The organism is Streptomyces sp. NPDC059582 (assembly GCF_042735715.1).
Classification (GTDB): domain Bacteria; phylum Actinomycetota; class Actinomycetes; order Streptomycetales; family Streptomycetaceae; genus Streptomyces.
Map to the genome: position 1 here is coordinate 190,896 of NZ_JBHWCC010000002.1, position 12,882 is coordinate 203,777.

A 12,882-nucleotide genomic window follows, 5' to 3' on the forward strand; every position below is an offset into this window, starting at 1 on the left:
AGATGGCCCATTCGTCTCCGACCCTCCTCCCGGACCCCGTCCTGGTCCCCGGCAGTCCCCCGCTCCTGCACGCCGATCCCGGCGGCGACCCCGTCGCCTGGGCGGGCGCGCACCGCGATGCGCTGCGGACGGTCGTCGCCGGGCACGGCCGTGTCCTGGTGCGCGGGCTCGGCCTGGGCGATCCGGACACCTGCGCGGCCGTCTTCCGACGGCTGACGGACACCCTGATGCCGGAGCGGGAGCCGTTCGCGCCCCGCCGCACGTACACGGACGGCGTGTACTCCTCCACCAAGTGGCCGCCGAGCCAGCAGATGTGCATGCACCACGAGATGAGCTACGCCCTCGAATTCCCCAGCCTGTTGCTGTTCGCCTGCCCGGAGGCGCCGGCCGAGGGCGGCGCGACCGTTCTCGCCGACGCCGCGGCGGTCCTGGCGGCGCTGCCCGCCGAGCTGACCGACCGGTTCGAGAAGGAGGGCTGGATGCTGGCCCGGACGTACCACGACGAGCTGGGCGCTTCGGTCGCCGAGGCGTTCGGCACCGACGACCGTGCCGCCGTCGAGCGCTACTGCCGCGCGCACGCCATCGAGTTCGCCTGGCAGGCCGACGGCTCGCTGCGCACCCGGCAGCGGCGCGGCGCCGTGCTCCGGCATCCGGTCGACGGCGGGCGCTGCTGGTTCAACCAGATCGCGTTCCTGAGCGAGTGGACGATGGAACCCGAGGTGCGCGAGTACCTGGTCGACGTCTACGGCCCGGACGGGCTGCCCTTCAGCACCCGGTTCGGCGGCGGCGACCCGATCGGCGAGGACATCGTGAAGTGCATCAACGAGGTGTACGAGGCGCACACCGTGCGCGAGCCGTGGCGCTCCGGCGATCTGCTGCTCGTCGACAACGTCCGTACCGCACATGGCAGAGAACCCTTCACCGGTCCACGTGAGGTGCTCGCCGCGCTCGGTGACCCGGTCCGGCCGGCCGGCCGCACGCCCGCGACGGAGATGGGGACGGTATGACGACGACATCGGCACGGAGGGACGCACCGCCGTTCGCGGTCATCTCCGGAGAGCAGGTCCAGCAAGCCCTGCACGGCCGCGAGCGGGAGGTCGCCGAACTCGTCGAGGCGGTCTACCGGCTGCACGGCGAGGGCGAGTCGGTGAACCCGCCGTCGTACTTCCTGCGCTTCCCGGACCGGCCGTCGGCGCGGATCATCGCGCTGCCCGCCTCGCTCGGCGGTCCGCTGCGGGTGGACGGGCTGAAGTGGATCTCCAGCTTCCCGGAGAACACGGCCTCGGGCCTGCCGCGGGCCTCGGCGGTGCTGATCCTCAACGACCACGACACGGGCTATCCGTTCGCCTGTCTGGAGAGTTCGGTCATCAGCGCCACGCGGACGGCGTCCTCGGCGGTGCTGGCCGCGGACCGGCTGAGCAGATCCCGGACGCGTCCGGTCCGGGTCGGGTTCGTCGGCACCGGCCTGATCGCGCGCTACATCCACACCCATCTCATGGCCACCGGGTGGGAGTTCGAGGAGACGGGCGTGCACGACCTGTCCGCGGACAGCGCGGCCGGATTCCGCGGCTATCTGGAGAGATCGGGGACCAAGGGCCGGATCACGGTGCACGACAGCGCGGAGGCGCTGGTCCGGTCGAGCGACCTGCTGGTCTTCGCCACCGTCGCCGCCCGGCCGCACGTCCACGACCCCGCCTGGTTCGCGCACCATCCGCTGGTGCTCAATGTGTCGCTGCGCGACCTCGATCCCAGGATCCTGCTCGCGTCGGCGAACTTCGTCGACGACGTCGAACACTGCCTGAAGGCGGACACCTCACCGCACCTCGTCGAACAGGTCACGGGGAACCGGGACTTCCTCGACGGCACCCTGCACGACGTACTGACCGGACGGGCGTCCGTCCCGACGGACCGGACGGTGGTGTTCTCGCCCTTCGGGCTGGGCGTCCTCGACCTCGCGGTCGGCAGGTACGTCCACGACGAGGTGGCCCGGCGGGGCGAACTGCACGTCGTCGACAACTTCTTCCACGAACTGCGCCGGCACGGATGACCGGCGGGGCATGCAGCGGGAACAGGGGGACACCATGCCCGTCATCTCCGATCCCTCGGAGTTCAACGAGGAGCAGCTCTACGTCGACCTGCGGGCCGCACTGGGGCTGCCGCTCTTCCTCAAGTGCGAGGGTTTCAACTTCGCCGGATCCATCAAACTGAAGGCCGCTCGCGAGATGGTGGACGCCGCCGAGCGCGACGGCGTCCTGCGGCCGGGCTCGGTCCTGGTCGAGTCCTCGTCCGGGAACCTGGGCGTGGCGCTCAGCATGATCGCGGCGAGCCGGGGCTACGGGTTCCTGTGCGTGACCGACGAACGCTGCAACCAGCCGACCGTCCGGCTGATGCAGTCGCTCGGCAGCCGGGTGCACATCGTGCGCGAACCCGACCCGGTCGGCGGCTTCCTCGGCGCCCGGATCGCGTACGTGCGGGCGGTGTGCGCCTCGGACGAGCGGTACGTGTGGCTCAACCAGTACTCCAACCCGGGCAACTGGCGGTCGCACTACCGCACCACGGCGCCCGCGATCGCCCGGCAGTTCCCGCATCTGGACGTGCTGTTCGTCGGAGCCGGGACGACCGGGACGCTGATGGGCTGCGCCCGCTGGTTCTGGCAGTGGCGGCGCCGGGTGCGGGTGGTCGCCGTCGACAGCGTCGGCTCGGTGACTTTCGGCGACCCGCCGGGCCGCCGGATGATCCCCGGTCTGGGCACGAGCGTGCCGCCACCGCTGCTCGACCCGTCCTACGTCGACGACGTGGTCCGCGTCGAGGAGCCGGACACCGTCCGCACCTGTCGGCGGCTGGCCGGACGGGGTTTCCTGTTCGGCGGCTCCACCGGCACGGTCGTCAGCGGCGCCGACCAGTGGCTGGCGCACCACGGCCGCCCCGGCCTCACCGCGGTCGCCGTCGCCCCGGACCTCGGCGAACGCTATCTCGACACGGTCTACCGCCCCGGCTGGCCGGAGGAGGTGCTGACGGAGGACCCACTGGAGACGGCCCTCTCCCCGCTGGGCTGACCCGGAGATGCCGCCCGCCGTGTCAGCGCGGTCATCACCGTCCCGGCACGGGGTAGGTTCCGGGGCATGGCAGGCAGTACGCACACCGTGACCAACCAGCCCCCGCCCCTGACCGGATACGACGTCTACTCCGCCGACCGGGCGCTGACGGAGGCGGTCGAACGGCATGTCGACCCGGCGGTGCTCGACGAGGCACGCGACGAACTCGCGGCGCTGGGTCGGGCCGCCGGGTCGGCTCAGGTCCAGGAGTGGGGGGTTCAGGCCAACGAGAATCCGCCGAGGCTGCGCACGCACGACCGCTACGGCGAGCGGATCGACGAGGTCGACTTCCATCCGGCCTGGCACCGGCTGCTGGGCAAGGGCGTCGCGGCGGGGCTGACCGGGGCGTGGGTCCGGCCGGGCGGGCATGTCCGGCGGGCGGCCGGGTTCCTGGTGTGGACGCAGGTCGAGGCCGGCAACGGCTGCCCGCTGTCGATGACCCACGCGGCGGTGCCGGCCCTGCGGCACGAGCCGGAACTCGCCGCCGAGTGGGAGCCCCGACTGACGTCCACCGTCTACGACCGTCACCTGCGGCCCGCTGGCTCCAAGGCCGGGGCGCTGTTCGGGATGGGCATGACGGAGAAGCAGGGCGGCAGCGACGTACGGGCCAACTCGACGGCCGCGGTGGCGCTCTCGGAGTCCGGGACGTATGCGCTGACCGGGCACAAGTGGTTCTGCTCGGCGCCGATGTCCGACGGGTTCCTGGTGCTGGCGCAGGCCCCGGAGGGCCTCACGTGTCTCCTCGTGCCGCGGGTGCTGGAGGACGGCTCGCGCAACGTGTTCCGGCTCCAGCGCCTCAAGGACAAGCTGGGCAACCGGTCGAACGCCTCGTCCGAGGTGGAGTTCGACGGGACCTGGGCGCGCCGGGTCGGCGAGGAGGGGCGCGGGGTGCGCACCATCATCGAGATGGTCGCGGCGACCCGGCTGGACTGTGTGCTGGGTTCGGCGGGACTGATGCGGCAGGCCGTGGCGCAGGCGGTGCACCACTGCACCTACCGGGAGGCGTTCGGCGGCCGGCTCCTCGACAAGCCGCTGATGCGCAATGTGCTGGCCGACCTCGCGCTGGAGTCGGAGGCGGCGACGACCCTCGCGCTGCGCCTCGCGGCCGCCTACGACGACGGCGGCGAGCAGGAGCGGGCACTGCTGCGGATCGCGGTGCCGGCGGCCAAGTACTGGGTGACCAAACGGTGCACGCCGGTGACGGTGGAGGCCGCGGAGTGCCTGGGCGGCAACGGGTACGTCGAGGAGTCGGGCCTGCCCCGGCTGGTGCGCGAGTCGCCGCTGAACTCGGTCTGGGAGGGCGCGGGCAACGTCCAGGCGCTGGATGTGCTGCGGGCGCTGCAACGGGAGCCGCAGGCGCTGAACGCCTACCTCCAGGAGGTCGGGCGGGCGCGTGGCGCCGACCACCGGCTGGACGGGGCGATCAAGGACCTGCTGACCGAACTCGCCGATCTGGAGGGCATCGAGGGGCGGGCCCGGCGGCTGGCCGAACGGCTGGCGCTGGTGCTCCAGGGCGCGCTGCTCGTGCGGTACGCGACACCCGAGGTGGCGGACGCGTTCTGTGCCTCGCGGCTGGGCGGCGACCGGGGCGCGGCCTTCGGGACCCTGCCGCACACGCTCGATCTGGCCTCGGTCGTGGAGCGGGCCCGGCCGGTGTCCTGACCGGTACGGGCCGCCCGGGTGACCACGCGGGGGTGGTGCTGCGCCGACACGGCACCACCCCCGCGAAGTTGGCCCTGCGAGGCCAGGAACGCCGCTCGGGACGGCGTTGCTCAAGTTTCAGCCACCCCTCGGGGGTTCACCAGGGTTGCAGGGGGTTGCAACTTGCCGGTTTCTGTGTCCGGACTGTGCCCCTCCGTCATCGGCGGACGGCAGTATGTGAGGCACCGCCCGAACCGGCGGAACAGGACCGGAAACCGTCGGCCGCGGGGCTTGACTTCTCCGGTCGTCGCAGGACCGTTTCCGGGAGGCCCCAGTGGCGAAGTCGCCGAAGAACGTACCGCGATCGGCCCCCGTCGACGCGGCGCACGCGGCCCGGCTGCTCAGCGACGTGCGCGACGCCACGCTCGCCGGCCGGCCCGCGCGGATGGCCCCCCGCCCGGTGATCGAGCAGTCCTGGGGGCGCGTGCTGCGCGGTGGCGTGGATCCCGAGCACGCGTTCCGGTCGGGGCTGCTCGCCCCGGACGAGGTCCTGCGGCGCCGTGCGGAGTCCCCGCTGCGGCACGTCCTGCCGGTGCTGCGCGAGGGGCTGCTCCAGGTGGCGGATGCAGCCCACCACATCATGGTGATCGCCGACCCGGAGGGCCGGGTGCTGTGGCGCGAGGGCTGCGCGCCGGTGCTGCGCAAGGCGGACGGGCTCGGGTTCGAACCCGGCGCGGACTGGAGCGAGGACGCCGTCGGCACCAACGGGGTGGGCACTCCGGCGGTGGTGCGCCGTCCCGTCCAGGTGTTCGCCGCGGAGCACTTCGCGCGCAGTCTCGTCTCCTGGACCTGTACGGGCGCGCCGATCACCGACCCCCGGGACGGCCGGCTGCTCGGGGTGGTGGATGTCAGCGGCCCGCTGGAGACGATGCATCCGGCCACGCTCTCCTGGGTCGACGCGGTGGCCAAGCTCGCCGAGGCCCGGCTGCGGGAGTTGCACCAGGGTTCGCTGGAACGGCTGCGCGCGGTGGCGGCACCGGTGCTCGCGCGGCTCGGGGAGCGGGCGGTGGTGGTGGACCAGGACGGCTGGACCGTGGCCGTGACCGGAATGCCGTACACGAACCGGATCGCGCTGCCCAAGTCGCTGTCGACGAGCCGCCGGTGGCTGCCGGAGATCGGGCTGTGCTCGGTGGAGCCGCTGGCCGACGGCTGGCTGGTGCGGGCGGCCGACGAGCCGCTGCCGCGGGCGGCCACCCGGGTCGTGCTGGACCTGGGACGGTCGCGCAGCTGGTCGGTGACGGTGTCGGGCGGCGCGGGTTCCTGGAGCCGTGAACTGAGCCCCCGGCACGCCGAACTGCTCTATCTGCTGGCCGTGCACCCCTCGGGCCGCAGTGCGGCGGGACTGGCCGGGGACCTGTTCGGCGACCCGGGCCGTACGGTGACGGTGCGGGCCGAGATGTCGCGGGTGCGGAGGTACCTCGGGGGCCTGCTGGAACACCAGCCGTATCGTTTCTGCGAGGACGCGGACGTCGAGGTCCTGCTGCCGGACGACCCCCGTGACCTGCTCCCTCACTCCACCGCGCCGGCGGTGACGCGGACGCGGGCGTCGACCGCCCGGCCGTAGGCGCACGCCGACCGGCCTACCGTAAGTGACTCAACCGGTGGCATCTTCCGCATATTTGCGGGGTCTTCGTCCCCGGCAGTGCCCACCTGCCGTAGCATCCCCTGTACGGGCCACCCCACCTGCTCCTCGGTCAACGTACTGATCGTCAGGCGCAGTTGGCTCGCCTCGGGAGGTCGGATGAAGCAACGTGGCAGACACCGCCGGCGCAGGCGGGGCCAAGCGGCGCGGGCGTTCCTGGCCGGTACGGCCTTGGCGCTCACCGCCGCCGCGACCATGATCAGCGCCTCGCAGGCCACGGTCGCCGACGATCCCGGTGCGCTGAAGCCGCTCACCTCGTCCGCCGAGACGGCCCGGCTGCGGCTGACGGAGAACCTGGTGCCGCGCGCGGACCTGGACCGGCTCGCCGGGGAGATGGGGCGGCCCGTCGGGGTCAGCGCCGTGCTCGCCGGGGCCGACCACACCCTGCGGGACGCGGCCGACTGCACCTCCGACGAGAAGCGGGCACTGCCCGTCGAACCGTCGGCCACCCGCGCCTACTGCTGGAACGCCGCGGACACCGCCGCGTGGCGGCCCGGGGCGGTCACCACCTCCGGCGACGCCGACGACGACGGCCGCTGGGGCCCGAACCGCGTGATCCTCTCCGGCTGGTCCAGCCGCGGCGGCTCGGCGGCCGACCGGGGCCTGGCCCGGGTCGCCTTCGTGGACGCGAACGACCTGGACCAGCTCAGCTACACCTGGGCGCTGCTCGCCGTCCCGGTCGACGGCGGCCGCGACTACCGCGGGCTCGCCTCCCCGGTCTCCGGCATGGTCTGGTACCAGGACAAGCTGCTGGTCACCGCCGGCGACGGCGACCGTGCCGCGCTGTACGTCTACGACATGAACCGCGTCCAGCGCGCCACGGTGGACGCCGAGGCGATCGGCCGGGTGACCGACGGCTGGTCGGCCCACGGCGACCGGTACGTGCTGCCGGCCGTCGGCTCCTACCGGCTGACCGGCGCCGACGGAGCCCCGCGTCCCGGCGGCATCTCCCTGGACCGCAGTACGACCCCGGACAGCCTGGTCGCCGGCGAGTGGACCCTGGACGGCGGCGACCGGCGCGCCCGCCTGTGGCGCTACTCGTTCGACACCGCCCCCGGCCGCGCCGGACTCCTCGCCACCGATGTCACGGGCGGCGCGGACGCGACCGAGGCCTACACGACGCGGACCTCCGACGTCCGGGGCGTGCTGTCGTACGGGGCGCACTGGTACGTCAGCCGCGCGGCCGCCGACGGGGAAGGACCCGGCGGTCTGTGGCGGCAGGACACCGACGGAGCCCAGGCCACGAAGTGCGGATCCGAGGGGAAGCGCCGCTGCTGGAGCCCGCAGACGGAGTCCCTCTCGTACTGGCAGGAGACCGGCGAGGTCTGGTCCCAGTCCGCGCGGGTGCTCTTCGCGCTGCCGCTGGCCTCGATCGACAGATCTCTGGACTAGATGGTTCCCTGTCCGGCATGACCAACATCGCCGTGACCACCTGGTCCCTGGAGCAGACCGCGCCGACCGACGTCCTCCCGGCCGCCGCGCCCGAGGGCGACGTCCGGATCGTGCGCGCCGAGGTCCCCTCGCCCGAGCTGAGCCGCTTCCTGTACGCGTCCGTAGGCGGGGACATCCACTGGATCGACCGGCTCGGCTGGCCGTACGCGCGGTGGCAGGAGCACCTGGACCGTCCGGGCGTCGAGACCTGGGTCGCCTACGACCGGGGTACGCCGGCGGGGTACGTGGAGCTGGAGCCGCAGGACGACGGGGTCGTGGAGATCGCCTACTTCGGGCTCATCCCGGCCTTTCGCGGGCGGCGGATCGGCGGGCACCTGCTCGCGTACGGCGCCGCCCGCGCCTGGGACCTCGCGGACCGCCGGCCGGGACTGCCGGTGACCAAGCGGGTCTGGCTGCACACGTGCAGCCTGGACGGCGAGCACGCGATGGACAACTACCTGCGCCGGGGCTTCAAGCTGTTCGACACGAAGGTCGAGGAACAGCCGCAGGTCGCCGCGCCGGGCCCCTGGTCGGGCGCCTACCCCGCCTGACCTGGGCTGACAAGGCAGCGCGCACGCCATGTGACCGAAGACACCCACGTCCCGACATGTGGGACCAGGGTGTCCACATGACGGACGAAGCTGGACTGTGTCCAGATCGCCGTGACACGCTTCCGTCATGTCTGGAACTGGAATCGCCTTGGTGAGTCGGCGGCACGTCGACCTCGGCCGCATGTCCAGCGCCATCTGTCCGGTGGGCTGACGAGCCGCAGCACCGCCGTTGTCCCCGCTCTGGTCTCCCCCTGCGCCGAGCCACGCGCAACACGTTTCCGTGCGCCCGCACGCACAGGTTAGAGCCGCTTTCCGCCTGTCCCGAAGGACGTAGAACCATGGCCGCCACCCCGGAGAATCCTGCTGCCGCAGCGCCCCGCCGCAAGGTGAGCCGTCACCGCGGTGAGGGTCAGTGGGCAGCGGGTCACTTCACCCCGCTCAACGGCAACGAGCAGTTCAAGAAGGACGACGACGGTCTCAATGTGCGGACACGCATTGAGACGATCTACTCCAAGCGCGGGTTCGACTCGATCGACCCCAACGACCTGCGCGGCCGGATGCGCTGGTGGGGGCTGTACACCCAGCGCAAGCCCGGGATCGACGGCGGCAAGACCGCGATCCTGGAGCCGGAGGAGCTGGACGACAAGTACTTCATGCTGCGCGTCCGGATCGACGGCGGCCGGCTGAGCACGCAGCAGCTCCGGGTGATCGGCGAGATCTCGCAGGAGTTCGCCCGCGGTACCGCCGACCTCACCGACCGGCAGAACGTCCAGTACCACTGGATCCGGATCGAGGACGTGCCCGAGATCTGGAACCGCCTGGAGGCGGTCGGCCTGTCCACCACCGAGGCGTGCGGTGACACGCCCCGCGTCATCCTCGGCTCGCCCGTCGCCGGTATCGCCGCGGACGAGATCATCGACGGCACCCCGGCCGTCGACGAGATCCACCGCCGGATCATCGGCAATCCGGACTTCTCGAACCTGCCCCGCAAGTTCAAGTCCGCGATCTCCGGCTCACCGCTCCTCGACGTGGCCCACGAGATCAACGACGTCGCCTTCGTCGGCGTCGACCACCCCGAGCACGGCCCTGGCTTCGACCTGTGGGTCGGCGGCGGCCTGTCCACCAACCCGAAGATCGGCCAGCGCCTGGGCGCCTGGGTCCCGCTGGACGAGGTCCCGGACGTCTACGAGGGCGTCATCTCGATCTTCCGCGACTACGGCTACCGGCGGCTGCGCACCCGGGCCCGGCTGAAGTTCCTGCTCGCGGACTGGGGCGCGGAGAAGTTCCGCCAGGTGCTGGAGGACGAGTACCTGGAGCGCAAGCTCGTCGACGGTCCCGCCCCCGACCAGCCGGTCGCCCGCTGGCGCGACCACGTCGGCGTGCACCGCCAGAAGGACGGCCGTTTCTACGTCGGTTTCGCGCCGCGTGTCGGCCGCGTGGACGGTACGACCCTGACGAAGATCGCCGAGGTCGCCGAGGCGCACGGCTCGGGCCGGGTCCGCACCACCGTCGAGCAGAAGATGGTCGTCCTCGACGTCGAGCAGGCGCAGGTCGACTCGCTGGTCGAGGCCCTGGAGGCGCTGGACCTGACCGCCCGGCCCACCCCGTTCCGGCGCGGCACCATGGCCTGCACGGGCATCGAGTACTGCAAGCTCGCCATCGTCGAGACCAAGGCCCGCGGCGCCTCGCTCATCGACGAACTGGAGCGCCGTATGCCCGAGTTCGACGAGCCGATCACCATCAACATCAACGGCTGCCCGAACGCCTGCGCCCGTATCCAGGTGGCGGACATCGGTCTCAAGGGGCAGCTCGTCGTGGACGCCGACGGCGAGCAGGTGGAGGGCTTCCAGGTGCACCTGGGCGGCGCGCTGGGCCTGGAGGCCGGGTTCGGCCGCAAGGTCCGTGGCCTGAAGGTCACTTCGGCGGAGCTGCCGGACTACGTGGAGCGTGTGCTCAAGCGGTTCCAGGCCGAACGCGAGGAGGGCGAGCGGTTCGCGACCTGGGCCGCCCGCGCCGGCGAGGAGTCGCTGTCGTGACCGCGGCGAGCGAAACGGAGGAGGCCTCATGAGCGAGCGCGCGGCCCCCTTCTACTGCCCCTACTGCGGCGACGAGGACCTGCGGCCGAGCGAGCAGGGGCACGGCGCCTGGGAATGCGGGGCGTGCAACCGCGCATTCCAGCTGAAGTTCCTCGGGCTGCTGGCCCGCGGACTTCGGGACTCCAACGCCGGAGGGGACGAGCAGATATGACGACCGCTCAGGAAGACCGCACGACCGAAGACCTCAAGGCCCTCGCCGAGCGGGCGGGCCGCGACCTGGAGGACGCCTCCGCGCTGGAGATCCTCCGGTGGGCGGTCGACACGTTCGGCAGCCGCTTCTGCGTGACCTCCTCCATGGAGGACGCGGTGGTCGCGCACCTCGCGTCCCGCGCCCGCAAGGGCGTGGGCGTCGTGTTCCTCGACACGGGCTACCACTTCCCGGAGACCATCGGCACCCGCGACGCGGTCGAGGCCGTGATGGACGTCAATGTCATCACCCTCACCCCGCGGCGGACGGTCGCCGAGCAGGACGCCGAGCACGGTCCCCGGCTGCACGACCGCGACCCCGACCTGTGCTGCAAGCTCCGCAAGGTCCAGCCCCTGGAAGCGGGGCTGAAGGACTACCAGGCCTGGGCGACCGGCCTGCGCCGTGACGAGTCGCCGACCCGGGCGAACACCCCGGTCGTCGGCTGGGACGAGAAGCGGCGGAAGGTCAAGATCTCGCCCATCGCCCGCTGGACCCAGGACGACGTCGACGCGTACGTCGCCGAACACGGCGTACTGACCAACCCGCTGCTGACGGACGGCTACGCCTCCGTCGGCTGCGCCCCCTGCACCCGTCGCGTCCTGGAGGGCGAGGACGCACGCGCCGGACGCTGGGCCGGACGCGCCAAGACCGAGTGCGGGCTGCACGGCTGACCCCCATGACACAGATTCAGGAGACACACGTGACGACCGGAGCCACCGTCTGGCTCACGGGTCTGCCGAGCGCCGGCAAGACCACCATCGCGTACGAGCTGGCCGGCCGGCTGCGCGAGGACGGCCACCGCGTCGAGGTGCTCGACGGCGACGAGGTCCGCGAGTTCATCTCGGCGGGCCTCGGCTTCAGCCGCGAGGACCGGCACACCAACGTGCAGCGCATCGGCTTCCTGGCCGAGTTGCTCGCCCGTAACGGCGTCAAGGCCCTGGTGCCGGTGATCGCGCCGTACGCGGACAGCCGGGACGCGGTGCGCAGGCGGCACCAGGAGAGCGGGGCCGCGTACCTCGAAGTGCATGTCGCGACCCCCGTCGAGGTGTGCTCGGTACGCGATGTGAAGGGCCTGTACGCCAAGCAGGCCGCGGGCGAGCTCACGGGGCTCACCGGGGTCGACGACCCGTACGAGGCGCCCGAGTCACCCGATCTGCGGATCGAGTCCCAGAACCAGACCGTGCAGGAGTCCGCGGCGTCGCTGTACGCGCTGCTCAGCGAGAGGGGACTGGCATGACGACCGCAGCCGAGGTCAGGGGGGGCCAAGAGGGCACGGCCGGCCCGTACACCCTCAGCCACCTGGATGCGCTGGAGTCCGAGGCGGTGCACATCTTCCGCGAGGTGGCGGGCGAGTTCGAACGACCGGTGATCCTCTTCTCCGGCGGCAAGGACTCCATCGTCATGCTCCACCTGGCCGTCAAGGCCTTTGCCCCCGCCGCCGTCCCCTTCTCCCTCCTCCACGTCGACACCGGACACAACTTCCCCGAGGTCCTCGACTACCGCGACCGCACCGTCCAGAATCACCAACTCCGCCTGCACATCGCGTCCGTCCAGGACTACATCGACCGGGGCACCCTCAAAGAACGCCCCGACGGCACCCGCAACCCCCTCCAGACCCTCCCGCTCACCGAAAAGATCCAGACCGAGAAATTCGACGCCGTCTTCGGCGGCGGACGCCGCGACGAGGAAAAGGCCCGCGCCAAGGAACGGGTCTTCTCCCTGCGCGACGCCTTCTCCCAATGGAACCCCCGCCGCCAGCGCCCCGAACTCTGGAACCTCTACAACGGCCGCCACGCACCCGGCGAACACGTCCGCGTCTTCCCCCTCTCCAACTGGACCGAACTCGACGTCTGGCAGTACATCGCCCGCGAACACATCGAACTCCCCCCGATCTACTTCGCCCACGAACGCGAAGTGTTCCGACGCGACGGCATGTGGCTCACCGCCGGCGAGTGGGGCGGCCCCAAGGCCGGCGAACACGTCGAGAAGCGGCAGGTCCGCTACCGCACCGTCGGCGACATGTCCTGCACCGGCGCCGTCGACTCCGACGCGGCGACCCTGCAACAGGTCATCACCGAGATCACCGCCTCCCGGCTCACCGAACGCGGCGCCACCCGCGCCGACGACAAGATGTCCGAAGCCGCGATGGAAGACCGCAAGCGCGAGGGGTACTTCTAGA

At 71.9% G+C, this 12,882-nt stretch carries 13 protein-coding genes; all 13 read left to right on the forward strand.

The genetic code is table 11. From position 1 onward, the window contains the following. Positions 1 to 2 precede the first annotated feature (2 nt). The 13 genes from ACFV0T_RS02945 (at position 3) to cysD (ending at position 12,881) form a co-directional block, all read left to right on the forward strand. Complete coding sequence (locus tag ACFV0T_RS02945) at positions 3 to 1,007, forward strand: TauD/TfdA family dioxygenase (RefSeq protein WP_385773735.1); 1,005 nt, start codon at positions 3 to 5, stop codon at positions 1,005 to 1,007. Beyond that, positions 1,004 to 2,047, forward strand: coding sequence for a 2,3-diaminopropionate biosynthesis protein SbnB (sbnB, locus tag ACFV0T_RS02950; protein ID WP_385773737.1), 1,044 nt, complete (start codon positions 1,004 to 1,006; stop codon positions 2,045 to 2,047). The genes ACFV0T_RS02945 and sbnB overlap by 4 nt, the downstream gene beginning before the upstream one ends. Positions 2,048 to 2,081: 34 nt before the next feature. Then, a complete protein-coding gene (gene sbnA / locus ACFV0T_RS02955) occupies positions 2,082 to 3,056 on the forward strand; it encodes a 2,3-diaminopropionate biosynthesis protein SbnA (protein WP_385773739.1) in 975 nt (324 codons plus the stop codon). Positions 3,057 to 3,122: 66 nt separating this feature from the next. Then, the gene (locus tag ACFV0T_RS02960; RefSeq protein WP_385773741.1) at positions 3,123 to 4,757 is read left to right on the forward strand and encodes an acyl-CoA dehydrogenase family protein; all 1,635 of its coding nucleotides are present in this window, start codon (positions 3,123 to 3,125) and stop codon (positions 4,755 to 4,757) included. A 313-nt stretch (positions 4,758 to 5,070) separates the two neighbouring features. After that, the gene (locus ACFV0T_RS02965; RefSeq protein ID WP_385773743.1) at positions 5,071 to 6,360 is read left to right on the forward strand and encodes a GAF domain-containing protein; all 1,290 of its coding nucleotides are present in this window, start codon (positions 5,071 to 5,073) and stop codon (positions 6,358 to 6,360) included. A 177-nt stretch (positions 6,361 to 6,537) separates the two neighbouring features. Then, complete coding sequence (locus tag ACFV0T_RS02970) at positions 6,538 to 7,830, forward strand: hypothetical protein (RefSeq protein ID WP_385773745.1); 1,293 nt, start codon at positions 6,538 to 6,540, stop codon at positions 7,828 to 7,830. Between the two features lie 17 nt (positions 7,831 to 7,847). Then, positions 7,848 to 8,420, forward strand: a complete 573-nt coding sequence (locus tag ACFV0T_RS02975; protein WP_385773746.1) for a GNAT family N-acetyltransferase — start codon at positions 7,848 to 7,850, stop codon at positions 8,418 to 8,420. 127 nt (positions 8,421 to 8,547) lie between these two features. Beyond that, a complete protein-coding gene (locus ACFV0T_RS02980; protein ID WP_350969053.1) occupies positions 8,548 to 8,631 on the forward strand; it encodes a putative leader peptide in 84 nt (27 codons plus the stop codon). Between the two features lie 127 nt (positions 8,632 to 8,758). Next, entirely contained in the window at positions 8,759 to 10,456 is a 1,698-nt protein-coding gene (locus tag ACFV0T_RS02985; protein WP_385773748.1) for a nitrite/sulfite reductase, read from the forward strand. Between the two features lie 28 nt (positions 10,457 to 10,484). Further along, positions 10,485 to 10,667 carry a hypothetical protein gene (locus ACFV0T_RS02990; protein ID WP_385773750.1) on the forward strand — a complete coding sequence of 61 codons (183 nt, stop codon included), beginning with the start codon at positions 10,485 to 10,487 and terminating at the stop codon, positions 10,665 to 10,667. After that, positions 10,664 to 11,374, forward strand: a complete 711-nt coding sequence (locus ACFV0T_RS02995) for a phosphoadenylyl-sulfate reductase (RefSeq protein ID WP_385773752.1) — start codon at positions 10,664 to 10,666, stop codon at positions 11,372 to 11,374. Before ACFV0T_RS02990 ends, ACFV0T_RS02995 begins: the two co-directional genes overlap by 4 nt. Positions 11,375 to 11,403: 29 nt before the next feature. After that, positions 11,404 to 11,940 (forward strand): adenylyl-sulfate kinase, encoded by a 537-nt coding sequence (cysC, locus tag ACFV0T_RS03000; RefSeq protein ID WP_385773754.1) that lies wholly within the window; start codon positions 11,404 to 11,406, stop codon positions 11,938 to 11,940. Continuing rightward, positions 11,937 to 12,881 (forward strand): sulfate adenylyltransferase subunit CysD, encoded by a 945-nt coding sequence (gene cysD, locus ACFV0T_RS03005; protein WP_385773756.1) that lies wholly within the window; start codon positions 11,937 to 11,939, stop codon positions 12,879 to 12,881. Before cysC ends, cysD begins: the two co-directional genes overlap by 4 nt. The last annotated feature ends 1 nt before the right edge of the window (position 12,882 follow it).

Excerpts from the sequence above, each read along its gene's own strand:
- ACFV0T_RS02945 (WP_385773735.1), top strand. The coding sequence starts at position 3 with ATGGCCCATTCGTCTCCGACCCTCCTCCCGGACCCCGTCCTGGTCCCC.
- sbnB (WP_385773737.1), top strand. The coding sequence starts at position 1,004 with ATGACGACGACATCGGCACGGAGGGACGCACCGCCGTTCGCGGTCATC.
- sbnA (WP_385773739.1), top strand. The coding sequence starts at position 2,082 with ATGCCCGTCATCTCCGATCCCTCGGAGTTCAACGAGGAGCAGCTCTAC.
- ACFV0T_RS02960 (WP_385773741.1), top strand. The coding sequence starts at position 3,123 with ATGGCAGGCAGTACGCACACCGTGACCAACCAGCCCCCGCCCCTGACC.
- ACFV0T_RS02970 (WP_385773745.1), top strand. The coding sequence starts at position 6,538 with ATGAAGCAACGTGGCAGACACCGCCGGCGCAGGCGGGGCCAAGCGGCG.
- ACFV0T_RS02975 (WP_385773746.1), top strand. The coding sequence starts at position 7,848 with ATGACCAACATCGCCGTGACCACCTGGTCCCTGGAGCAGACCGCGCCG.
- ACFV0T_RS02980 (WP_350969053.1), top strand. The coding sequence starts at position 8,548 with ATGTCTGGAACTGGAATCGCCTTGGTGAGTCGGCGGCACGTCGACCTC.
- ACFV0T_RS02985 (WP_385773748.1), top strand. The coding sequence starts at position 8,759 with ATGGCCGCCACCCCGGAGAATCCTGCTGCCGCAGCGCCCCGCCGCAAG.
- ACFV0T_RS02990 (WP_385773750.1), top strand. The coding sequence starts at position 10,485 with ATGAGCGAGCGCGCGGCCCCCTTCTACTGCCCCTACTGCGGCGACGAG.
- ACFV0T_RS02995 (WP_385773752.1), top strand. The coding sequence starts at position 10,664 with ATGACGACCGCTCAGGAAGACCGCACGACCGAAGACCTCAAGGCCCTC.
- cysD (WP_385773756.1), top strand. The coding sequence starts at position 11,937 with ATGACGACCGCAGCCGAGGTCAGGGGGGGCCAAGAGGGCACGGCCGGC.